Source organism: Rubricella aquisinus, from assembly GCF_014199445.1.
GTDB classification, from domain to species: domain Bacteria; phylum Pseudomonadota; class Alphaproteobacteria; order Rhodobacterales; family Rhodobacteraceae; genus Rubricella; species Rubricella aquisinus.
In genome coordinates this window covers 75,798-95,762 of sequence record NZ_JACIJS010000008.1, presented here as the reverse complement: position 1 = coordinate 95,762, position 19,965 = coordinate 75,798, and the positions used below count along the sequence as shown (strand labels likewise).

Here is a 19,965-nt window from a genome sequence, read left to right as displayed (position 1 = left end):
TCGGGCGGCCGCTGGACCTCTGTTGCCGTTTCCGGGATAGACCTTTCGCCAAGCGCAATGCTATGCGCTGTCTCTAAAGACTGACCGCAGGAGCCTACCCCATGTCGAGCCACGGTGCGCCCATTCCCATGATGTCCCGCAAAGGCGGCGCGCTTTCGGGCGTGGCCGATGTGCCGGGGGACAAGTCCGTTTCGCACCGCGCGCTGATCTTCGGCGCGATGGCCGTGGGGGAGACGAAAATCACGGGCCTTCTCGAAGGGCAGGACGTGCTCGATACCGCCAAGGCGATGCAGGCCTTGGGCGCGGATGTGATCCAGCATGGCCCCGGCGCGTGGTCCGTGCATGGCGTGGGCGTCGGCGGGTTTGCGGAGCCGGATCAGGTGATTGATTGCGGCAATTCCGGCACCGGCGTGCGGCTCATCATGGGGGCTGTCGCCACCCATCCGATCAGCGTGACCTTCACCGGCGATGCGAGCCTGAACAAGCGGCCCATGGGGCGCGTGACCGATCCGCTTGCGCTGTTTGGCGCGCAATCTGTCGGGCGCAGCGGCGGGCGGTTGCCGCTTACGCTGGTAGGAGCGGAGACGCCCGTGCCTGTCCGCTACACCACGCCGATGCCATCGGCGCAGGTGAAATCGGCGGTGCTGCTCGCGGGCCTCAACACGCCCGGCGACACCGTGGTGATCGAGGCGGAAGCGACCCGCGATCATACCGAGCGGATGCTCGCGGGTTTCGGCGCCACAATCACGACGGAGGAGACGGAGGAGGGCCGGGTGATCACGCTCACGGGCCAGCCGGAGTTGACCCCACAGACAATCGCCGTGCCGCGCGATCCCAGCAGCGCCGCTTTCCCGGTTTGTGCCGCACTGATCGTCGAGGGATCGGATGTGCTGGTGCCGGGCATTGGCCTTAACCCGACGCGCGCGGGCCTTTACACCACCTTGCGAGAGATGGGGGCCGACCTGACCTATGAAAATGAGCGGCTGGAGGGCGGGGAGCCTGTCGCCGATCTACGCGCGCGATTCTCGGATAAAATGCAAGGGATCGACGTGCCGCCGGAGCGCGCGCCGAGCATGATCGACGAATACCCGATCCTGTCCGTGGTCGCTGCGTTCTCCCATGGCAAAACCGTGATGCGTGGCGTCAAGGAACTGCGCGTCAAGGAATCCGACCGGATCGATGCGATGGCCCGTGGGCTGGAGGCGATGGGCGTCACCGTCGAGGAGGACGAGGATACGCTCATCGTGCACGGTATGGGGCCGGGCGGCGTGCCAGGGGGCGGCATGGCGGCGACCCATCTCGATCACCGCATCGCGATGAGCTTCATGTGCCTTGGTATGGCGTCGCAAACGCCCGCGCGCATTGACGATGGCGGTGCGATTGCCACGTCATTTCCCATTTTCGAGGCGCTCATGACCGGGCTGGGCGCGCAGGTTGAACGGGTGGCATCATGAGCGCGCGTCGCGCGTCGCTTTGGGTGCTGGGTGCGCTCATTCTGGTGATGATCGCCATCATGAAATTGGTGACCGGCCCGATCCTGCTGGAAGCCGCTGAAGGGCAGCGGATTTTCGATGCGCGGTTTGGCTATAGCTATGAGGAGGCACGCGCCTATCTCAAGGCGCTCGATCCGCATGGGCTGCGGGTCTATCTTGGTCCGCAACGCCAGATCGACACGATTTTTCCGGTGCTGATGGCCCTGTTCGTGATCGGGCTGACGCTGCGGTCGATCAACATCGCCTCTTGGGGATCGCGGGGCGCGTTCATTCTTGGGGCCGTGGCGATGGCCGGGTTTGACCTGCTGGAGAATGCCCGCGTGGCCGATATGCTCGTGTCCGGCGCGATGATCATCACGCCCGAACAGGTCGCCGCTGCCAGCACCGTGACGATCTTTAAATTCATCACCTATGGCGTTGTGTTGACCTGCCTTGTCCTGAGCATCGCGGTCGAACACTGGAAAGACCGCACCGCGAAAGCAGGCGCGGCATGAGCGCCGAATGCGGCTGCGCCTGCGGAGCGGTACACTACACCGTCGCTGGCCCGCTGCGCCCTGTCATCGCCTGTCATTGCACGCAATGCCGGGTGTCCTCCGGGCATCACGTTGCGGCCACCGCTGCCCTGCGGGAGCACATCACGATCACGGGGCAGGTAACATGGTACGAAAGCTCCACCGGCGTGCGGCGCGGATTTTGCGGCATCTGCGGCTCCAACCTGTTTTGGGAGACGGAGACGAGCGCGAACATGTCGATCTTTGCCGGAACCATCCGGGGCAAGACCGGGTTGACGCTGGCGGGGCATATCTTCACCGCCGATAAGGGCGACTATTACGAGATCACCGATGGCCTGCCGACCGCGGCGGCAGACGATCCGAACCTGACGACCCAATAGGAGCAAGGGATGCGCTTTACTGTGGCGATTGATGGCCCGGCGGCGGCTGGAAAGGGCACGATTTCGCGCGGAGTGGCCGCACGGTTCGGCTTTGCGCATCTCGACACGGGGCTGCTCTATCGCGCGACGGGGCGGCGTGCGCTGATCGCGGCGGGTGCCGCCGATGCGGTGGGGGAGGTTGAGGCGATCGCTGCGGCCAAAGCACTGACCGAGGCGGACCTCGCCCGCGATGATTTGCGCACGGCCGAAGCCGGAGCCGCCGCAAGCCGGGTTGCCGCGATCCCTGCGGTGCGCGCGGCCTTGCTCGACTGGCAGCGCGGGTTCGCCCGGCGGGAGGGCGGCGCGGTGCTGGATGGGCGTGATATCGGCACCGTGATCTGCCCGGACGCGGATGTGAAACTGTTTGTCACCGCGTCTGATGCCGTGCGCGCGCAGCGCCGCTATGAAGAATTGCACCTCGCGGGCCACGACGTGACCTATGAGGATGTCGCGGCGCAACTGGCAGAGCGGGATGCGCGGGATGCTGCACGCGATGCCGCCCCGATGATCGCGGCAGCGGATGCGTTGCAACTCGACACAACATCCCTGACCGCGGCAGAGGCGCTGGACTGCGCCATCGCGCATATCGAGGCAAAGCTGAGCAAAACCTGAAGCCGCTCTGGCGGTCCCTTTATGGGCGGGTGAGAGCCAGAGCAGCGCCTTCGCCGCAATTCCGGTCCGAAACAGGCCCAAACCCTTGCCCATCCAGTCGGTTATGCGTATAGAGCCAGCGTCGCTGGGGCGATGGCCTGCATAGTGAGAATCGGATGGATCGGAGGGACTTCCCTGCGCCAGCCGCTTTTCGTGCAAACACTCCCCGAAGGCTAATGTTCACGAAAGACCGGCGGAACCAACCGCTCGGCCAGTAAAAACACGATTTGAAAGGAACTGCCATATGGCCGCTCAGGCATCTATGGAAGAATTCGAAGCGCTGCTGAACGACAGCTTCGAACTGGTGACCCCCGATGAGGGGTCCGTCGTCAAAGGCACCGTGCTCGCTATTGAAGCCGGTCAGGCGATCATCGACATCGGCTACAAAATGGAAGGCCGCGTCGATCTTAAAGAATTCGCACAACCCGGTCAGCCACCCGAAATCGCGGTTGGTGACACTGTGGAAGTGTTCCTTGAACGGGTCGAGAACGCGCGGGGCGAAGCCGCCCTCAGCCGCGAGAAAGCCCGCCGTGAGGAAGCATGGGACCGCCTTGAGCAGGCCTATGAAAAAGAAGAGCGTGTCGAAGGCGCGATCTTTGGCCGCGTCAAGGGTGGCTTCACCGTCGATCTGGGCGGCGCGGTTGCGTTCCTTCCCGGCTCTCAGGTTGATGTGCGCCCCGTGCGCGATGCTGGCCCGCTGATGGGTCTGGCGCAGCCGTTCCAGATCCTCAAGATGGATCGCCGCCGTGGCAACATCGTCGTGTCCCGCCGCGCCGTGCTCGAAGAGAGCCGCGCCGAGCAGCGCGCCGAAATCGTTGCCAAGCTCAAAGAGGGCGATGCGGTTGACGGTGTGGTGAAGAACATCACCGAATACGGCGCATTCGTCGATCTGGGCGGTGTTGACGGGCTTCTGCACGTCACGGACATGGCATGGCGCCGTGTGAACCACCCATCCGAGATCCTCGCCATTGGTGAGACGATCAAGGTACAGGTCATCAAGATCAACAAAGACACCCAGCGTATCAGCCTTGGCATGAAGCAGCTTCAGGCCGATCCATGGGAAGGCGTTGAAGCCAAGTACCCGCTCGAGTCCAAGTGGACTGGCCGCGTGACGAACATCACCGATTACGGTGCCTTCGTGGAGCTGGAGCCGGGTGTCGAGGGCCTCGTGCACGTTTCCGAAATGTCCTGGACAAAGAAAAACGTCCATCCGGGCAAGATCGTCTCCACCTCTCAGGAAGTGGAAGTCATCGTTCTGGAAATCGACACCTCCAAGCGCCGCGTGTCCCTTGGCCTCAAGCAGACCCAAGGCAACCCGTGGGAGAACTTCGCCGCGATGTACCCGACCGGCACCGAAGTGGAAGGTGAGGTCAAGAACATCACCGAATTCGGTCTGTTCGTTGGCCTTGAAGGCGATATCGACGGCATGGTGCACCTGTCCGACCTCGATTGGGAGCGGTCCGGTGAGGAAGCGATCCAGGACTTCCGCAAGGGCGACATCGTCAAGGCGAAGGTCACCGAGGTGGATGTTGAGCGTGAGCGTATCTCCCTCTCGATCAAGGCGATGGACGGTGATCCGTTCGCGGATGCGGTCAGCGGCGTGAAGCGCGGCGATGTTGTCACTGTCGAAGTGACCAAGATCGAAGATGGCGGCATCGAAGTGGATTACGACGGTATGAAATCCTTCATCCGCCGGTCCGACCTCAGCCGTGATCGTGCCGAGCAGCGCCCTGAGCGGTTCTCCGTTGGCGATAAGGTCGACGCGCGCGTCACCAATATCGACAAGGCATCCCGCCGTCTGGTGTTCTCCATCAAGGCGCGTGAGATCGCAGAAGAGAAAGAAGCGGTTGAGCAGTATGGCTCCTCCGATTCCGGCGCATCCTTGGGTGATATCCTTGGCGCGGCGCTGAAAAAGACCGACGAGTAAGCGTTGTCGCTGAACTCTGACATCTATGAGGAACGGCGCCGGAAATGGCGCCGTTTTGGCTTTTGGAAGGGCGTTGGCCTGACCCTTGGCGTGCTCATTGGCGGGAGCATCCTGCTTGGCGTTGCCTTTGGTGATCAGGAACCGACCGGCCCCTATATCGCCAAGCATTACGTCCTTGGCACGATTTTCAATGACCCCGACCGGGATCAGTTGATCGCTGATCTGGCCGAAGACCGCGACGCCCGCGCGCTGATCCTCTATGTAGAAAGCCCCGGTGGCACGACCGTGGGGGCCGAAGGCATTTTTGACGCGATCCGCCATGTGGCCGCAGAAAAACCCGTCGTCGCAGTGATGGGAGAGGTCGCGGCCTCTGGTGGCTATATCGCGTCCATCGCGGCGGATCATGTGATCGCGCGCGGCAATACGCTCACCGGCTCTATTGGTGTCATCCTTGAATACCCGGATGTGTCGGGTCTTTTGGATCGGATCGGGGTTGAGGTGCAGACCGTGCGCTCCAGCGATGTAAAGGGCGGCCTGTCCCCCCTCCGCCCGGCGAGTGAGGAAGAACTGGACGCGCAGCGCGAATTGATCGCGGACGCCCATAACTGGTTCCGTGGCCTCGTGGAGGCGCGGCGGCAGATTGAGGGCGATGCGCTCAACATGGTCGCGGATGGCCGCGCCTTTACCGGGCGGCAGGCGCTGGATGTTGATCTTGTTGACCAAATCGGTGGCCTGCGGGAGGCCGAATCATGGCTGGAGCAGCGCGACTCACGGCTTGACGGTCTGCCGATCCGGGTAGTCAGCCTGCCTGAGCCAGACTTGGGCTGGCTTGATTATGTTGGAAATTTGTCGGGTTTCGCGGAAATTTATAGAGATTTAAGGGCGCGGGAGGGCTTTCGCCTGTTTTCGACCCTACGGTAACGACCCCACGGATTGACGGGTGCCCAATTCTCGTGAAAATTTGTATATCTTACCCACTTGGAGTTGCATCGTGATTAAGTCTGAACTGATCCAAAAGATCGCCGATGAGAATCCGCACCTCTATCACCGTGATGTCGAGCGGATTGTTGCCACGGTTTTTGACGAAATCATCGAAGCTCTTGCCGACGGAAAACGGGTTGAGTTGCGCGGCTTTGGCGCGTTCAGCGTCAAAAAGCGCGATGCGCGCGTCGGACGGAACCCTCGCTCGGGTGAGCAAGTTGAAGTAGAAGAGAAATATGTGCCATTCTTCAAGATGGGTAAACTGCTGCGCGAGCGTCTGAACGCTGACTGACCCCGCGCAGCCTGCACGGGGACAATGATGTTTCGTTTCGCTCGCCTGATCCTGCTCGCGCTGCTTGCGCTGTTTCTGATCCTGTTGGCCGTGGCCAACCGCGATACTGTGACCCTCCAATTGATGCCAGACCAGCTTGCCGGGATTTTCCAGGTGACGGGCGATGTGCCGCTGTTTGTGCTGATGATCGTGATGGCCGGGGGCGGGTTCGCGCTGGGCTATTCCGTTGAATATATCCGCGAGTGGAAAATCCGGTCTGAGGCCCGCCGCGCCAAGAAAGAGGCGAAAGTGCTGGAGCAGGAAGTCAAATCCCTCCGCGCGAAAACCGGCGATGATGAGGATGATGTCCTCGCGCTGCTGAAGTAAGCCATCATGCGTGTCAAGATTTGCGGGCTGACCACGCCCGAAGGGGTCATGGCTGCGGCCAATGCCGGAGCGGCCTATGTCGGCTTTGTCTTCTTTGAGAAATCGCCCCGCAACCTGACGATAGAGGCCGCGCGGGCGCTCGCCGTTGAGGTGCCCTTGGGTGTCGCCAAGGTCGGCTTGTTCGTGAACTCCGATGATGCGTTTTTGGATGCGATCCTCGCCGCTGTCCCGCTTGATATGCTTCAGTTGCATGGCAGCGAAAGCCCAGAGCGTGTGGCCGAATTGCGCGCGCGGCATGGTCTGCCGGTGATGAAGGCGATCGGGGTGCGTGTGGCCGATGATCTGGAGGCGGTTGATGCCTATGCCACGGTCGCCGACCAGCTATTGATCGACGCGAAACCTGCCCCCGGTGCGGATCTGCCCGGCGGCAATGGTCTCGCGTTTGACTGGACGTTGTTGCAGGGGCGGCGCTGGCCTGTGCCATGGATGCTGGCCGGTGGGCTGACGCCGGACAATGTGGCCCGTGCCTGCAATCTGACGGGCGCGCGGCAGGTGGATGTGTCGTCAGGGGTTGAGAGCGCGCCCGGCGTGAAGGACGCGGATTTGATCGCGGCCTTCACCCGTGCTGCGGCGACCGTTGGTTAGCCACCCATGGCATCTTTGGCAGCCAAACCCAGCGCAGCCATAGCGGCGCGGTAGGGGAATGGCCCATGGCTGATCCGCGCGACGCCTGCTGAGCCGAGCGTTGATGTATCCGGCAGATCCGGCAGGTGCATCACGTTGACGGGCAGGGACACGCCCGCGCAGACCTGTTCGATCAACTCGATATCCTGCAAACCCGGCACGAAAAACCCGCTGGCCCCCGCATCGGCATAGGCATGACCGCGCGCGATGGCCTGCTCTATCAACCCTGCGTGATCCGCGCGGTCGGCCTTTAAAAACAGATCGGTGCGGGCATTGATGAACAGCGCGATACCCCGCGCGTCGGCCATGGCGCGGATCGCGGTGATCCGTGCGGCCTGCTCCGCCATGTCGTGCAGGCCCTCGCCGCCGACGCGCTGATCCTCAAAATTGAGGCCGACCGCACCGGTATCGAGCAGCGCAGAGACGTTATTGGCCACCGCCACCGGCGCCTCAGCATAACCGCCCTCAAAATCAATCGTGACGGGCAGGTCCACCGCCGTCACGATCTGGCGCGCCGTGCGCAGCGCGTCCGCCATCGGGAGCGCCTGCCCATCCGCGAACCCTTGCGCCGCCGCGACCGACCAGCTGCCCGTCGCGATCGCCCTGGCCCCCGCTTTGGCCAAGGCCTGCGCGCTGCCAGCATCCCAGATATTGTAGAGCACAAGCGGCGTGCCCTTCACATGAAGGGCGGCGAAGGCGGCTGCTTTTTCGGCCTGTGTCATGAATACTCTCCTGTTCGGTAGTCCTGTTCGATCTCGATAAGGCGCTGTTTGCGCCATAGCCCACCGCCATATCCGGTGAGCGTCCCATCCTGCCCGATCACCCGGTGACAGGGAATGACGATGGCAATCTGGTTGGCCCCATTGGCGCGGGCGACGGCGCGCGTCGCGGTGGGGCGGCCAATCTCGCGCGCCAGATCGCCATAGCTGCGCGTCTGCCCAGCAGGAATATCGCACAGCGCGGTCCAGACCTGCCGGGTGAATGGAGAGGCCGCCATGGCCAGCGGCACGGTAAAGCGCGGATCGCGCCCGGCGAAATACGCCTCCAACTCGCGCTCTATCTGATCGGTCGGGACAAATCGCCCGATCCCGATGGCTCCTTTTGCCGCCTGTGTCAGTTTGCGCAATTCACCCGGCAGCGCCTTACGATCCATGAATTCCAGCAGATGCAACGCGCACGCATCGCTAATCGCCAGCATCGGCCCCAGCGGCGTGTCGATCCAGCTTGCGCGCAAAAGCCCATCATCGCGGAACGCGCCGGGGGCCACGCCCATCAGCTTGCCAAAGGCCGCGCGAAACGCGCTCGGTGAGGCGAACCCGGCCTCCATTTGCGCGTCGATCACTCGCGCGCCCTCCCCCATCGCCGTAAACCCATGTCGCAGCCGGGTTTGGCGCGCCATATCAAGGAAGGTCATCCCGAAATGCCGCTTGAACGCGCGCCGCACGGTGGAGGGGTCAAACCCCATCCGCTGCACATCCCCCTCACCCCAGCGATAGGTCGGGCGCGCTTCCAATGCTTTGAGCAGGGCGGCGACATGCGGCTCCGCGAGTGCTGCATTGGCGAGCGGATGGCAGCGTTTGCACGCGCGATAGCCCGCCGCGATGCACGCCCCGGCGGTTTCCTGAAACGTGCAGTTCTCCCGCTTGGGATTGCGCGCGGGGCAGGTGAGGCGGCAAAAAATCCCCGTGGTGCGCACACAGACAAAGGCACGCCCGTCATAGGACGGATCGCGCGCCACCAGCGCGGCATAAAGCGTGTCATCGTCGGGCAAATCAAACAACATGCCGTCACATTAGCCCGCGCCGCACGCCCTGTCCGCCCGAGATCGGGCGTTAATGTCACTTTCCGCGCCCAAGGCTCGACACGGGCCGGAAATCCGATATGACCTTGACGTCAGATGACAAGGACCGCGCCGATGACACCCGCCCCCGATGACCTGATCCGCTTTCCCTATGACACCGCGCCCGGACCGGGGAGCGTGATTGAGGTGGCGCCGGGCGTGCTTTGGGCGCGGTTGCCGCTGCCGATGACGCTTGATCATGTGAACCTCTATGCGCTGGAGGATGGCGACGGCTGGACCCTGATCGACACCGGGATCAACACCCGCGCCTGTCGTGCGGCGATGGAGGCGCTGCTGGCGGGCCCCTTGGCCGGGAAGCCCGTGCGCCGAGTGATCCTTACGCATCACCATCCCGATCATATCGGGCTTGCAGGCTGGTTTGCCGAGCAGGGGGCGGAGATTTGGGCCACGCGCACGGCATGGCTTTTCGGGCGGATGCTAACACTAGATCAACAGCCTCAGATGACCGCGCAGGCCGAAACCTTCTTCCGCCGCTCCGGTATGCCGGAGGAGATGCTGGCCGAGCGTAAGGCGGAGCGCCCCTTCAATTTCGCGGATGTCGTCCATCCCATTCCGGTCGGTTTTACCCGGATAAAGCAGGGCGACCTGCTGCGCATCGGCGCGCGCGACTGGCGGGTGGAGATCGGGCATGGTCACGCGCCCGAACAGGCGACGCTATGGTCCGAGGACGGCCTGATCCTGAGCGCGGATCAGATCCTGCCCGGCATCTCTCCCAACCTTGGCGTTTACGCGACTGAGCCGGAGGCCGATCCGGTGGGCGAGTGGATGGAAAGCTGTGAGCGCCTGCGCGGGCTGGTGAGCGGGACGGAGCTGGTGCTACCGGGGCACAAGCTACCCTTCACCGGCGTGGCCGCGCGATTGGATCAGTTGATCGACAATCATGTGCAGGGCATCGCCCGGCTGCGCGCCTTTCTGGCAGAGCCGCGCCGCGCGACCGACTGTTTCACGCTGCTGTTCCGGCGCAAGATCGACAAGGGCAGCTATGGCCTCGCGCTGGTGGAAGCAGTCGCGCATATGAACCATCTGCACGCATTAGGGGAGACGACCCGCACGCTTGGCCCCGATGGCGCGTGGCGCTGGCAGATGCGGAGCTAAAGCATGGCGCTGTGGATCCCGCTCACCATCATGGCCGCTTTCCTGCAAAACCTGCGGTCGGCTATGCAAAAGGCGATCAAGGGGCGGCTGTCCACCACCGGTGCGGCCTATGCGCGGTTTGTTTATGCGCTGCCCCTAGCGGTGCTTTATGTCTGGGGGCTGGAGGCCGCAGGCGGGGTGCGGCCCGATCCGAACCTCACATTCCTTGTGTATTGCACGCTGGGTGGCGCGTCTCAGATCCTGTTCACCGTGGTGCTGTTGTGGATGTTCAATTTCCGCAGTTTTGCCGTCGGCACGACTTTTTCCAAGTTGGAGGTGGTGCTGATCGCGGGGCTGGGTGCGGTGCTTTTGGGTGATACAGTGGGGCCGATCGGGCTGGTCGCGATCGGGATTGGGGCGCTGGGGACAATGCTCTTGGCGATGACGGAGGCGCGGCTGACCCCTGGTGCGCTTTTACGTGGCATGACGGAGCGGGTGACGCTGGTGGGGCTGTTATGCGCCATGCTGCTGGGCGCATCGTCGGTGTTTTATCGCGGCGCTGTTTTGGCGCTGGATCACCCGGATTTCGTGATCGCGGCAGCCTATACGCTGGCCGTTGCTCTGGCGCTGCAAACGGTGATGATGGGCGCGTGGTTCGTCGCATTTGACCGGGCGGAGCTGATGCGCGTGCTGCGCCATTGGCGGCAGGCGGCCCCGGTTGGGGCCGTGGGCATGGCCTGTTCGGTCTGCTGGTTCACGGCGTTCACCTTGCAGAACGCGGCCTATGTGCGTGCCTTGGGGCAGGTCGAGTTGCTGTTTACCTTTCTGGCCAGCGTGTTCTTCTTTCGGGAGAAGGTCACGGGTGGGCAGATCGCGGGCATTTTGATGATCGTCGGGGCGATTTTGCTGCTTCTCTTGGGGGAGGTCGCCTGAACCGGCTTGTGCCACAGATTAGCGCTGCCGCGACGCGACGCCCCTTTGCAATGGCAACAGCCTGACGCTATGAAGTGGCAAATCGGGATTAAGGGAGAATCGACATGGCCGATCAGGAACATGTGCATGGCACGATGGACACGAGCGTTCAGGAAAAGACGTTCGAGGGCTTTATCGCTTGGGTGATCCGCATTGCGGCGATTTCCATCGGCGTGCTGATCTTTCTCGCGATCTTCAATTCCTAAGACAGCTTGCCGGGCAGGGACATATCGCCCCGCGTGCCCGGCTTGTTCAGCCGATCCAGAATACGGCCCGGTCCCGCGTTGAAAATCCCTGCAAGGGGGCTTTTGCGGAACTGGGCTTTTGCCTTTTCGATCTGCATGACATTGGCGATGCGGCGATCCAGAAACGCCCATGTTGCCTCTTGACCCATGCTTTCATCCCCCAGCCAATACAGTACGGTCGAGGAATAAACGGCGGAGAGGGTCGCCCGCTTGGTGTACCAATTGTAATCGGTCGATGTGTCCCCCAGCGCTGACCAGATCGTGTCTGCGGTGTGCCACAGCGCCTTTGTCCCGTCGCCCGCATGGATCGGAAGCGCAAAGAGGGACGCACCCCGGCGCACGGCTTCCTTGTCGCCTTCAACCAGTTCAAGCCGGCGGCGCACGGCATGGGTGATCTTGGCGGTCATGCCCATATCCTCCAGCGCGCCCTGCGCAAGATCGTCGCGCAACCGCGCGTCGCCCTGATAGTGGAACGCAAGCGCCATATCGACGCCGCCGCGCGGGAACACGATCCGCGCCAGCCCCGGCTCAACTCCACTGTCAGAGATCGCGGCGCGCAAGGTCGCATCGGACCAGCCGTCAAACACCACATGGATCAGTGCCGCGTCCAACAGTTTGGCGCGCGCCTCAGCGATGTGATCGCTTTCGGTTTTGTGCTGTTCGGTCATGTCATGCTCCCATCCGTCTGCGCGGGGTGGACTCGTGCCCCACACCCCGTTACATAGCGCACACGCAAATATTGCGAAACATCCAACCTAGAAAGGTGGTGAAAGTCAGTGCAGGTTCAGGTTCGCGACAACAATGTCGATCAGGCGCTCCGCGCCTTGAAGAAAAAGCTCCAGCGCGAAGGTGTGTTCCGGGAAATGAAACTCCGGCAGCATTATGAAAAGCCTTCTGTAAAGAAAGCGCGTGAGTCCGCCGAGGCCGTACGGCGTCAGCGTAAGCTCGCTCGGAAGAAATTGCAGCGCGAGGGCCTTCTTTAAGACCCAACCGATACAGACTGGTTAAGCTCGCTTAACCCCACAAGTCAGCCCCCCGCGCCGCAAGGCCGGGGGGTTTTCTCATGGAATAAGAGTATTCTTGCCTCCGGCGGGGCATATTTGAAGAAAGTGAAATGGGTTTATGCCCCGCATTGGGGGCGGACGCTTGCAGCGACACCGGTGGCGGGGTAAAGACGCTGTGATTTCAAGGGAACTGACGATACAGGAACGGCACAATGCCCCGTTTGGTCATGAAATTCGGCGGCACCTCTGTGGCCGATCTGGCGCGCATCAAGAATGCCGCCGAAAAAGTGCGCGCGGAAGTCGAGCGCGGGTACGATGTCATCGTGATCGTGTCCGCCATGTCGGGCAAGACCAACGAGCTTGTCGGTTGGGTGCGCGAAATCTCCCCGCTGTATGATGCGCGGGAATATGACGCGGTGGTTGCCAGCGGGGAGCAGGTGACCAGCGGTCTGATGGCGCTCACCTTGCAGGAAATGGGCGTCGATGCGCGCAGTTGGCAGGGCTGGCAAGTGCCGGTCAAGACGACCTCCGCCCATGGGATCGCGCGGATTGAGGAAATTCCGTCAGACAACCTTGATCAGAAGTTTGATGAGGGGATGCGGGTCGCCGTTGTGGCAGGCTTTCAGGGGATCAGCCCCGAGGGCCGGATCACCACGCTAGGACGCGGCGGGTCGGACACGACCGCCGTCGCCTTTGCCGCTGCGTTCGACGCGGAACGCTGTGACATCTACACCGATGTGGATGGCGTCTATACCACCGATCCGCGTGTGTCCCCCAAGGCGCGGAAGCTGAACCGCATCGCCTATGAGGAGATGCTGGAACTGGCATCGCTCGGCGCGAAGGTCTTGCAAACCCGCTCTGTCGAATTGGCGATGCGCTATAAGGTGCGCCTGCGCGTGCTGTCGAGTTTTGAGGATGTGACAGACGCATCCGGCACCCTAGTGTGCGACGAGGAGGATATCATGGAATCCAATGTTGTCAGCGGCGTCGCCTTCAGCCGCGATGAGGCGAAGATGACCCTCTTGGCCGTGGAGGACCGCCCCGGTGTGGCCGCCGCGATTTTCGGGCCACTGGCGGCGGCGGGGATCAATGTCGATATGATCATCCAGAACATCTCAGAAGATGGTCTGACCGACATGACCTTCTCCTGCCCGGTGGATGAGGTGGAGCGCGCGCGCGTCGCCCTCAAACAGGCCACCGAAACGGGTCAGATCGCCTATAAGGAACTCAAGGCCGATACCGATGTGGCGAAAGTGTCCATCGTCGGGATCGGGATGCGGTCCCATGCCGGTGTGGCCAGCCAGATGTTTTCCGCCCTGCGCGATCATGGCGTGAACATTCAGGTCATCACCACGAGTGAGATCAAGGTGTCCGTTCTGGTGGATCGCAAATACCTTGAGCTTGCGGTGCAGGCACTCCACGATACGTTTGATTTGGACAAAGCGGGATAAAGCGGATGATCGCCCCTGCGGATAAAAGGGGCGGTTCCCGGCTCCTCCTCTCCAAGTTGCGAGATGTCATGGCGTCGAAAGGCGGCGGGCAGGAGCGGCTGGATCACATCGTCACCCTGATTGCGGAGACGATGGAAACGCAGGTGTGCTCTGTCTATCTGCGCCGCGACGAGCGGACGCTAGAATTATGCGCGACCGAAGGTCTGAAGGCCGAAGCGGTGCACCAGACGCGGCTGCGCGTCGGGCAGGGGCTTGTCGGGCAAGTGGCCGATCGCGGCCTCCCGCTCAACACCGCGAACGCGCCCAAAACGCCCGGTTTCCGCTACATGCCCGAAACAGGCGAAGAGGTGTTTTCCAGCTTTCTCGGGGTGCCGATCCAGCGGCTTGGCGAAAGCCTTGGCGTGTTGGTCGTGCAATCAAGTGAGGAACGCGCCTTTTCCGAGGATGAGGTCCACGGGCTGGAAATCATCGCGATGGTGATCGCGGAAATGGCCGAGCTTGGCACATTTGTCGGCGACGGGCCGATGGCGATGGCCGCGCCGCACCGGTTCCCATTCTTTGTGCGCGGGGTCGTGGGGCAAGAGGGCGTGACCGAAGGCACGGTCGTGCTGCATGAGCCGCAAATCCTTGTCGCCAACCCCGTCGCCGATGACCCGGAGGCCGAGCGGCGGCGGCTTCATACCGCGCTCCACCAGTTGCGCGGCGAGGTGGACCGCCTGATGGCCGCCGATGGCGTGGAGCGCGGGTCAGAGGCGCTTGAAGTGCTTGAAACCTATGCGATGTTCGCGCGGGACAAGGGTTGGATCGCGCGGATCGAGACCGGAATCGACAATGGCCTTGCCGCCGAAGTCGCGGTCGAGAAAGAGCAATCCGCGACCCGCACCCGCATGGCCAAGATGACCGATGCCTATCTGCGGGATCGGCTGCATGATCTGGATGATCTGTCGAACCGGCTCTTGCGGCTGTTGGCGGGGGAGGCAAAGACCGCGCAGGCCGAATTGCCGAAAAACGCGGTTCTGGTCGCGCGCAATATCGGCCCGGCGGAATTGCTGGATTATGGCAAGAAACTCTCCGGTGTGGTGCTGGAGGAAGGCTCTGTCGGGTCTCATGCCGTGATCGTGGCGCGCGCGCTGGCGATCCCGCTGGTGTTGCAAGCGGCCAAGATCACGCGGCAGGCGCTCAACGGGGATACGATCCTCGTCGATGGGGATGAGGGCCTGTGCCACCTCCGGCCCGAAGAAACCGTGCGCAACGCGTTCCATGAGAAGGTCGCAATGCGTGCGGAGGCGCAACACGCCTATGCCGCACTCAGGGATCAGCCCGCGCTGGCCACTTGCGGGCGCAGGGTCACGCTGATGATGAACGCAGGCCTGATGGCGGATTTGCCGTCGCTTGTTGGATCGGGGGCGGAGGGCGTTGGCCTTTACCGAACCGAGTTGCAATTCCTGATCCGCTCCACCGTGCCCCGGCGCCGGGCGCAGGCCGAGCTTTACGGGCGTGTCATGGATGCGGCCAAAGGCCAGCGCGTCGTGTTTCGCACGCTCGATATCGGGTCGGATAAGGTGCTGCCCTATCTCAAGCCCCAAGATGAGCCGAACCCGGCGATGGGTTGGCGCGCGATCCGGCTGGGCTTGGACCGGCGCGGCGTGATGCGGATGCAGGTGCAAAGCCTGATGCGGGGTGCCAATGGCCGCCCGCTGAGCGTCATGTTTCCCATGGTCGCGCAATTCGATGAGTTTCGCGCCGCCCGTCAGATCGTGCTCGACGAATACGCGCGCGAACAGGATCTGGGCCATACGGTGCCCGAAAGCCTTGAGATTGGCGCGATGCTGGAAACGCCCAGCCTTGCCTTCGCGCCCGATGCGTTTTTCGAACTGACGGATTTCCTGTCCATCGGGGGCAATGACCTCAAGCAGTTCTTCTTTGCCGCGGATCGGGAGAATGAGCGTGTCCGCCGCCGCTATGACACGCTGAACGTGAGCTATCTGACCTTCCTTGGCCAGATCGCGGATCGGACCGCCACCCATGGCACGCCCGTCAGCTTTTGTGGGGAGGATGCAGGCCGCCCGGTGGAGGCCATGGCACTCGCCGCGATGGGGATCAACACGCTTTCCATGCGCCCCGCGAGCATCGGCCCGGTCAAACACCTCATCCGCCGCGTCAGCATCGAAGAGGCGCGGCGCGTCATAGACGAGGCGCGGTGCAGCGGCGCGCAATCCGTGCGCCCGGCGGTCATGGCATGGCTGGCGGATCAGGGGATCACCGTCTGACCTCACATCCAGACGAGAGGCACAATCGGCGCATCGGTCGGCACAATGCCATGGGCCGCGCATTTCCTGTCGAGGTATGAGCCGGGCACCGGCAATCCGCCTGCACGATTGGCCAACAGCTTCTTCTGATGGCCATAGATATGGACGGAATGGCTGCCCGTCCGCTCCACCTCAGGGTCGATCACGTTGGGGTCATGCAGCATCCAAAGCTGATCGACCCCAAGCGGATAGAACACATGGGAGGGCAGCGCATGGGCGACCTCCCCCGTTTGGGTCAGGAAATGGGTCATCGCGCGCGGCCCTGCGCATCCCCATGGCAGGGATTCAATCCCCCATCTCTCCCCCCGCGCGATCCGTTCGGCATTGGCCCTGTGCCGCTTCGCGCCCCGCCACGGCTGGGTCGGGTTGGGGCTGAGCACATAGTCCAACATCCCGGCCAAGGCAGGCGACGCAGAGGGCAGGCGCAGAATGCCAATCGGTGTCGTCGGGCCATTCGGCTCCGCAAAAAGGTAGGTCGTGTCAAAATCAATCGCCCGGGTGCAAAGCGCATCGAGATCAGCCCAGATATGGGCCGTGTCCCGCATAAGGTGCAGACGAAACAGATCGGAATAGACCGCCACACGCTGCCGGTCATTGTCGCTGATGTCAAAGGGAGGCGGGCCATAGACGTCCTCAGCAGGGCGCTGGATAACGCCCCCCGGAATGCCACCAACCGGCCCGAGGGTGTAGAGGATCACGGGATGCCCATGATCGAGAAAACTTTGCAGGCAAAGCTGTTCAAGCCATGTCAGATCAGAGCCGACCCATAGCCCCGCAATGGTCGGCAGCTTGGTCATAGGAACAGGGCGGGCAGGGCGTCCATATTGCGGAACACGGTGGCCCCTGCCGCGGCTTGTCGTGCGCCGTCGCCTTCGGGCACATAGGCAAAGCAGCGCATCCCGGCGGCAATCGCGGCCTCAACACCGGTCGCGCTGTCCTCCACCACGATCGTTTCCTGTGGGCAGAGGTTCAGCGCCATCGCAGCGGCGAGGTACACATCGGGCGCGGGCTTTGGCTTGCCGATTTCGGGCGCGCTGAAGGTCCGGCCCGCGAACCGTTCTGCCAATCCGGTACGGCGCAGGGTGATCTCCATCTTGACCGTGCGACCATTGGAGGCGACGCCCATTGCGAGCCCCAGCGCCTCACATCGCGCCAGCATGGGCAGAACACCGGGGATCAGTTCCACCTCTGCCTCAAGACAGGCGAAGGCCTCGTCATAGACGTCCTGTACCCAGTCGTCGGGCAGGTTGGCGCCCAGTCGTATCGCCTCCGCCCGGACCCCGCTCATCGTGCCGCCGATAAAGCGGGCCTCCACCTCAGCCTGCGGCATGTCCAGCCCATAGCGGGCCAGACTGTCGCGCAAAACACGGTTGGTGATGGGCTCGCTATCCACGAGCACGCCGTCGCAATCAAACAATACGCCGCGCAGCATTTACTCTCCGGGTCGGGTGAGGCTGAACCGCTCACGCACGACAGTATAGTCACGATACCCCATCCGCGCGAGGGGATTGAATTTGAGCACGTCAAAAATGCCATCGGTCAGGCAGTCATCGCGCATATGCACACCGGTGACTTCGCCAAAAACGGTGTAATTCGCCTCCCCCGGCAGTTTGACGATCTGCGTCAGTTTGCATTCAAGCGACGCAGGCGCACCCGCGACCCGCGAACAGTCAATCGTCTCACAGGCCACCCGCTCAATCCCGGCAAGGGCGAATTCGTCCGTATCCTGATCATATGGCCCGCTTGAGACGTTCATCTTGTCGCGCATCTCGTATTCCACGATGTTGACGCAGAACACGCCGGTCTCATCAATATTGGCGACACTGTCCTTGCCCATATGCCGATCCTCCTTGGCGGAGGTGGAGGCAAACATCACCTGCGGCGGGACATAGGCGACTGCGTTGAAAAACGAATACGGCGCCAGATTTTCGCGCCCGTCCTTTGAGCGTGTGGAAATCCAGCCAATCGGGCGAGGGGTGACAATCGCGTTGAACGGATTATGCGGCAGGCCATGGCCGTGCTCTGGGCGATAAAACAAGTGGCGTCTCCCGTGTTGTCAGGGTTTGCGGATCGGATGGCCCCGTGCTACCGCTTCCACCACGGAACGGAAAGAGGCTTGGCCATGGCAAATCACTTGCGACGACGGAAATCCGCCGCACCGCGCGATTTGTCCATGTCTGAAAAGAGCCCGTCTTATGTTCCGCTTCCTGCCCGAAACCGCCTCTGATTATCAGGAGGTCGAGTACCTCTACGACAGTTGCTTTGCCCCTGGCCGGCAGGCGCTCAGCAGTTACCGTTTGCGCGCGGGGCCGCCCGTCGCGGATCTCAGCCGCCTGGTGCGCGATGAATATGATGCGGTGGTGGGGGCGATCCGGTATTGGCCCGTGCGGGCCGGCGGGCAGGGCGCCCTCCTTCTTGGCCCGGTTGCCGTGCACTCCACCCGGCAGGGGGAGGGGCTGGGCGGTCTCCTGATCCGCGACACGCTGGAGCGTGCCCGCGATGCCGGGTGGAGCCGCGTGATCCTTGTGGGCGACGCGCCCTATTACAGCCGGTTCGGCTTTCAGCGGTCCTTGGCCACGGCACTGGAATATCCGCCCCCCACCAACCCTGACCGGCTTTTGGCGCTGGAACTGCATCCCGGCGCGATGGCAGCCCTTGCGGGGATGGTGGAGCCTTGGGGCGATCATCCCATGACCCCTGAATAAGGAATGACGATGCCTGTCGAACTCACGGTGAAAGCGATCTATCCCGGTGACCCGGATGATATCTTCGCCGCGGCCCTCAACCCGCAGGAAATGGCCGATGCGATGAATGGGCTTGCCACCTATGACGGCCTGCCGGAACGACCCATTGAGCAGGGCGAAACGCTTGTCGTTGATGTCACCATCTGGGGCGTGATCAGGAATAAGGATTACCGGATGCATGTCGAAACGGTGGACCGGGAAAACCGCCTGATCCAAAGCCGGGAGCGCGGGGCGGGCGTGACACGATGGGACCATACCCTGACGGTGGAGCCGGGCGGGCCGGGCGCGATCTGGACCGACCGGATCGTTATCGACGCAGGGATACGCAGTGGCCTCATGGCCCGGTTCGGGGCCTATATGTATGCCCGCCGCCACAAATACCGAAACGCGCAGTCCATCACCGTGACCCGGCGCAAAATGACATAGGGCGCGGCACCCGCGCGCCACGCCCCGTCTTCTTTTTTCTACAAATACCTCGCCCGCGCGGCGAGCGCGCATCTCTCCACCCCGCGGGACGGACCGGAGCGGCTTATTCGGGGATGCGCCGATGCCGGGCGCTTGCCCCCCGCTCAATCGCGGCGGCGGTCAACCGATCGACCTCAAGATCCTGTCGCAGCATCTGCAACAGCCGCAATTCGGAGGCTTCCAATTTGCCATCCGCCGCCGCGATATCGCAGGCCAGCGCATAGGCTGTCTCATTCAGCTTTGCGGGCAAGGATTGCTTGACCAGCCCGATCAGCGCGTCGATCCCGTCGATATCGTCAAAAATGTCGAACACGACCTGAAACACCACCGGGATACGTTCGGTATCATAGCCCTTGAAGGCGGGCAGCACGCTGACAAGCTGCTCGATGGTGCGCAATTCCTTGTCGGACAGTTGCTCATCCGCGGCAGATGTCGCGATCATGACGGCAACCAGCGCGTCTGCGGGGCTCATCGGGCTTTCAACCATGGGGACACTCCTTGTGTTTCACACGGGG

24 protein-coding genes are annotated in these 19,965 nt (G+C 62.6%); 17 read left to right on the top strand and 7 right to left on the bottom strand.

Translation table 11 applies throughout. The annotated features are described in order from the left end of the window. The first annotated feature begins 101 nt into the window (after window positions 1-101). The 9 genes from aroA (at window position 102) to FHS89_RS13645 (ending at window position 7,286) form a co-directional block, all read left to right on the top strand. Window positions 102-1,454 carry a 3-phosphoshikimate 1-carboxyvinyltransferase gene (aroA, locus tag FHS89_RS13685; protein ID WP_184012612.1) on the top strand — a complete coding sequence of 451 codons (1,353 nt, stop codon included), beginning with the start codon at window positions 102-104 and terminating at the stop codon, window positions 1,452-1,454. Beyond that, a complete protein-coding gene (locus tag FHS89_RS13680) occupies window positions 1,451-1,987 on the top strand; it encodes a hypothetical protein (protein ID WP_184012610.1) in 537 nt (178 codons plus the stop codon). The genes aroA and FHS89_RS13680 overlap by 4 nt, the downstream gene beginning before the upstream one ends. Then, window positions 1,984-2,385: a GFA family protein gene (locus tag FHS89_RS13675; protein WP_184012608.1), complete on the top strand. Its 402-nt coding sequence runs from the start codon at window positions 1,984-1,986 to the stop codon at window positions 2,383-2,385. The genes FHS89_RS13680 and FHS89_RS13675 overlap by 4 nt, the downstream gene beginning before the upstream one ends. Window positions 2,386-2,394: 9 nt before the next feature. Beyond that, the gene (gene cmk / locus FHS89_RS13670) at window positions 2,395-3,036 is read left to right on the top strand and encodes a (d)CMP kinase (RefSeq protein WP_184012606.1); all 642 of its coding nucleotides are present in this window, start codon (window positions 2,395-2,397) and stop codon (window positions 3,034-3,036) included. 283 nt (window positions 3,037-3,319) lie between these two features. After that, the gene (gene rpsA / locus FHS89_RS13665; protein ID WP_184012604.1) at window positions 3,320-5,002 is read left to right on the top strand and encodes a 30S ribosomal protein S1; all 1,683 of its coding nucleotides are present in this window, start codon (window positions 3,320-3,322) and stop codon (window positions 5,000-5,002) included. Window positions 5,003-5,005: 3 nt separating this feature from the next. After that, window positions 5,006-5,923: a signal peptide peptidase SppA gene (sppA, locus tag FHS89_RS13660; protein WP_184012602.1), complete on the top strand. Its 918-nt coding sequence runs from the start codon at window positions 5,006-5,008 to the stop codon at window positions 5,921-5,923. A gap of 70 nt (window positions 5,924-5,993) precedes the next feature. After that, a complete protein-coding gene (gene ihfB / locus FHS89_RS13655; RefSeq protein ID WP_184012600.1) occupies window positions 5,994-6,275 on the top strand; it encodes an integration host factor subunit beta in 282 nt (93 codons plus the stop codon). Window positions 6,276-6,302: 27 nt separating this feature from the next. Continuing rightward, complete coding sequence (locus tag FHS89_RS13650; protein ID WP_184012598.1) at window positions 6,303-6,641, top strand: LapA family protein; 339 nt, start codon at window positions 6,303-6,305, stop codon at window positions 6,639-6,641. A 6-nt stretch (window positions 6,642-6,647) separates the two neighbouring features. After that, complete coding sequence (locus tag FHS89_RS13645; RefSeq protein WP_184012596.1) at window positions 6,648-7,286, top strand: phosphoribosylanthranilate isomerase; 639 nt, start codon at window positions 6,648-6,650, stop codon at window positions 7,284-7,286. Here FHS89_RS13645 and FHS89_RS13640 read toward each other — a convergent pair. Next, window positions 7,283-8,047 carry an isocitrate lyase/PEP mutase family protein gene (locus FHS89_RS13640; RefSeq protein ID WP_184012594.1) on the bottom strand — a complete coding sequence of 255 codons (765 nt, stop codon included), beginning with the start codon at window positions 8,045-8,047 and terminating at the stop codon, window positions 7,283-7,285. The two genes, FHS89_RS13645 and FHS89_RS13640, sit on opposite strands and share 4 nt — an antisense overlap. Further along, window positions 8,044-9,108, bottom strand: coding sequence for a bifunctional transcriptional activator/DNA repair enzyme AdaA (locus tag FHS89_RS13635; protein ID WP_184012592.1), 1,065 nt, complete (start codon window positions 9,106-9,108; stop codon window positions 8,044-8,046). Before FHS89_RS13635 ends, FHS89_RS13640 begins: the two co-directional genes overlap by 4 nt. Window positions 9,109-9,240: 132 nt before the next feature. On the opposite strand from FHS89_RS13635, the gene FHS89_RS13630 reads away from it, so the two are divergent. The 3 genes from FHS89_RS13630 to FHS89_RS13620 all read left to right on the top strand — a co-directional run bounded on the left by FHS89_RS13630 (window position 9,241) and on the right by FHS89_RS13620 (window position 11,438). Continuing rightward, a complete protein-coding gene (locus FHS89_RS13630; protein ID WP_184012590.1) occupies window positions 9,241-10,281 on the top strand; it encodes an MBL fold metallo-hydrolase in 1,041 nt (346 codons plus the stop codon). Between the two features lie 3 nt (window positions 10,282-10,284). Continuing rightward, window positions 10,285-11,193, top strand: a complete 909-nt coding sequence (locus FHS89_RS13625) for a DMT family transporter (RefSeq protein ID WP_184012588.1) — start codon at window positions 10,285-10,287, stop codon at window positions 11,191-11,193. Window positions 11,194-11,297: 104 nt separating this feature from the next. Next, the gene (locus FHS89_RS13620) at window positions 11,298-11,438 is read left to right on the top strand and encodes an aa3-type cytochrome c oxidase subunit IV (protein WP_184012586.1); all 141 of its coding nucleotides are present in this window, start codon (window positions 11,298-11,300) and stop codon (window positions 11,436-11,438) included. Here the strand turns inward: FHS89_RS13620 and FHS89_RS13615 are convergent. After that, window positions 11,435-12,145, bottom strand: coding sequence for a COQ9 family protein (locus FHS89_RS13615; RefSeq protein ID WP_184012584.1), 711 nt, complete (start codon window positions 12,143-12,145; stop codon window positions 11,435-11,437). The two genes, FHS89_RS13620 and FHS89_RS13615, sit on opposite strands and share 4 nt — an antisense overlap. Window positions 12,146-12,253: 108 nt before the next feature. Here FHS89_RS13615 and rpsU point away from each other — a divergent pair, with 108 nt between their 5' ends. From rpsU to ptsP, 3 genes are all read left to right on the top strand, one after another. Further along, on the top strand, window positions 12,254-12,460 hold the full coding sequence (gene rpsU / locus FHS89_RS13610; RefSeq protein WP_184012582.1) for a 30S ribosomal protein S21: 207 nt from the start codon (window positions 12,254-12,256) through the stop codon (window positions 12,458-12,460). A gap of 233 nt (window positions 12,461-12,693) precedes the next feature. Then, a complete protein-coding gene (locus tag FHS89_RS13605; protein ID WP_184012580.1) occupies window positions 12,694-13,932 on the top strand; it encodes an aspartate kinase in 1,239 nt (412 codons plus the stop codon). Between the two features lie 68 nt (window positions 13,933-14,000). Continuing rightward, a complete protein-coding gene (gene ptsP, locus FHS89_RS13600; protein WP_246413902.1) occupies window positions 14,001-16,202 on the top strand; it encodes a phosphoenolpyruvate--protein phosphotransferase in 2,202 nt (733 codons plus the stop codon). A gap of 2 nt (window positions 16,203-16,204) precedes the next feature. Here ptsP and FHS89_RS13595 read toward each other — a convergent pair whose 3' ends face one another. Genes FHS89_RS13595 through FHS89_RS13585 form a run of 3 tightly spaced genes read right to left on the bottom strand, consistent with a single transcriptional unit; the run spans window position 16,205 to window position 18,279 of the window. Next, a complete protein-coding gene (locus tag FHS89_RS13595) occupies window positions 16,205-17,038 on the bottom strand; it encodes a hypothetical protein (RefSeq protein ID WP_184012576.1) in 834 nt (277 codons plus the stop codon). Continuing rightward, window positions 17,035-17,673, bottom strand: coding sequence for an HAD family hydrolase (locus FHS89_RS13590; RefSeq protein WP_184012574.1), 639 nt, complete (start codon window positions 17,671-17,673; stop codon window positions 17,035-17,037). Before FHS89_RS13590 ends, FHS89_RS13595 begins: the two co-directional genes overlap by 4 nt. Next, complete coding sequence (locus tag FHS89_RS13585) at window positions 17,674-18,279, bottom strand: flavin reductase family protein (RefSeq protein ID WP_184012572.1); 606 nt, start codon at window positions 18,277-18,279, stop codon at window positions 17,674-17,676. Between the two features lie 157 nt (window positions 18,280-18,436). On the opposite strand from FHS89_RS13585, the gene FHS89_RS13580 reads away from it, so the two are divergent. Next, window positions 18,437-18,946 carry a GNAT family N-acetyltransferase gene (locus tag FHS89_RS13580; protein ID WP_184012570.1) on the top strand — a complete coding sequence of 170 codons (510 nt, stop codon included), beginning with the start codon at window positions 18,437-18,439 and terminating at the stop codon, window positions 18,944-18,946. A 9-nt stretch (window positions 18,947-18,955) separates the two neighbouring features. Beyond that, a complete protein-coding gene (locus FHS89_RS13575) occupies window positions 18,956-19,411 on the top strand; it encodes an SRPBCC family protein (RefSeq protein ID WP_184012568.1) in 456 nt (151 codons plus the stop codon). A gap of 103 nt (window positions 19,412-19,514) precedes the next feature. Here the strand turns inward: FHS89_RS13575 and FHS89_RS13570 are convergent, their stop codons facing one another. Then, complete coding sequence (locus FHS89_RS13570) at window positions 19,515-19,937, bottom strand: tellurite resistance TerB family protein (RefSeq protein WP_184012566.1); 423 nt, start codon at window positions 19,935-19,937, stop codon at window positions 19,515-19,517. Window positions 19,938-19,965 lie beyond the last annotated feature (28 nt).

Coding starts and splice junctions, on each gene's coding strand:
- FHS89_RS13580 (WP_184012570.1), top strand. CDS start 18,437: ATGTTCCGCTTCCTGCCCGAAACCGCCTCTGATTATCAGGAGGTCGAG.
- FHS89_RS13615 (WP_184012584.1), bottom strand. CDS start 12,145: ATGACCGAACAGCACAAAACCGAAAGCGATCACATCGCTGAGGCGCGC.
- FHS89_RS13625 (WP_184012588.1), top strand. CDS start 10,285: ATGGCGCTGTGGATCCCGCTCACCATCATGGCCGCTTTCCTGCAAAAC.
- FHS89_RS13570 (WP_184012566.1), bottom strand. CDS start 19,937: ATGGTTGAAAGCCCGATGAGCCCCGCAGACGCGCTGGTTGCCGTCATG.
- FHS89_RS13620 (WP_184012586.1), top strand. CDS start 11,298: ATGGCCGATCAGGAACATGTGCATGGCACGATGGACACGAGCGTTCAG.
- FHS89_RS13675 (WP_184012608.1), top strand. CDS start 1,984: ATGAGCGCCGAATGCGGCTGCGCCTGCGGAGCGGTACACTACACCGTC.
- FHS89_RS13635 (WP_184012592.1), bottom strand. CDS start 9,108: ATGTTGTTTGATTTGCCCGACGATGACACGCTTTATGCCGCGCTGGTG.
- FHS89_RS13595 (WP_184012576.1), bottom strand. CDS start 17,038: ATGACCAAGCTGCCGACCATTGCGGGGCTATGGGTCGGCTCTGATCTG.
- FHS89_RS13575 (WP_184012568.1), top strand. CDS start 18,956: ATGCCTGTCGAACTCACGGTGAAAGCGATCTATCCCGGTGACCCGGAT.
- aroA (WP_184012612.1), top strand. CDS start 102: ATGTCGAGCCACGGTGCGCCCATTCCCATGATGTCCCGCAAAGGCGGC.
- FHS89_RS13650 (WP_184012598.1), top strand. CDS start 6,303: ATGTTTCGTTTCGCTCGCCTGATCCTGCTCGCGCTGCTTGCGCTGTTT.
- FHS89_RS13640 (WP_184012594.1), bottom strand. CDS start 8,047: ATGACACAGGCCGAAAAAGCAGCCGCCTTCGCCGCCCTTCATGTGAAG.
- rpsA (WP_184012604.1), top strand. CDS start 3,320: ATGGCCGCTCAGGCATCTATGGAAGAATTCGAAGCGCTGCTGAACGAC.
- ptsP (WP_246413902.1), top strand. CDS start 14,001: ATGGCGTCGAAAGGCGGCGGGCAGGAGCGGCTGGATCACATCGTCACC.
- FHS89_RS13605 (WP_184012580.1), top strand. CDS start 12,694: ATGCCCCGTTTGGTCATGAAATTCGGCGGCACCTCTGTGGCCGATCTG.
- FHS89_RS13630 (WP_184012590.1), top strand. CDS start 9,241: ATGACACCCGCCCCCGATGACCTGATCCGCTTTCCCTATGACACCGCG.
- FHS89_RS13680 (WP_184012610.1), top strand. CDS start 1,451: ATGAGCGCGCGTCGCGCGTCGCTTTGGGTGCTGGGTGCGCTCATTCTG.
- FHS89_RS13645 (WP_184012596.1), top strand. CDS start 6,648: ATGCGTGTCAAGATTTGCGGGCTGACCACGCCCGAAGGGGTCATGGCT.
- FHS89_RS13590 (WP_184012574.1), bottom strand. CDS start 17,673: ATGCTGCGCGGCGTATTGTTTGATTGCGACGGCGTGCTCGTGGATAGC.
- cmk (WP_184012606.1), top strand. CDS start 2,395: ATGCGCTTTACTGTGGCGATTGATGGCCCGGCGGCGGCTGGAAAGGGC.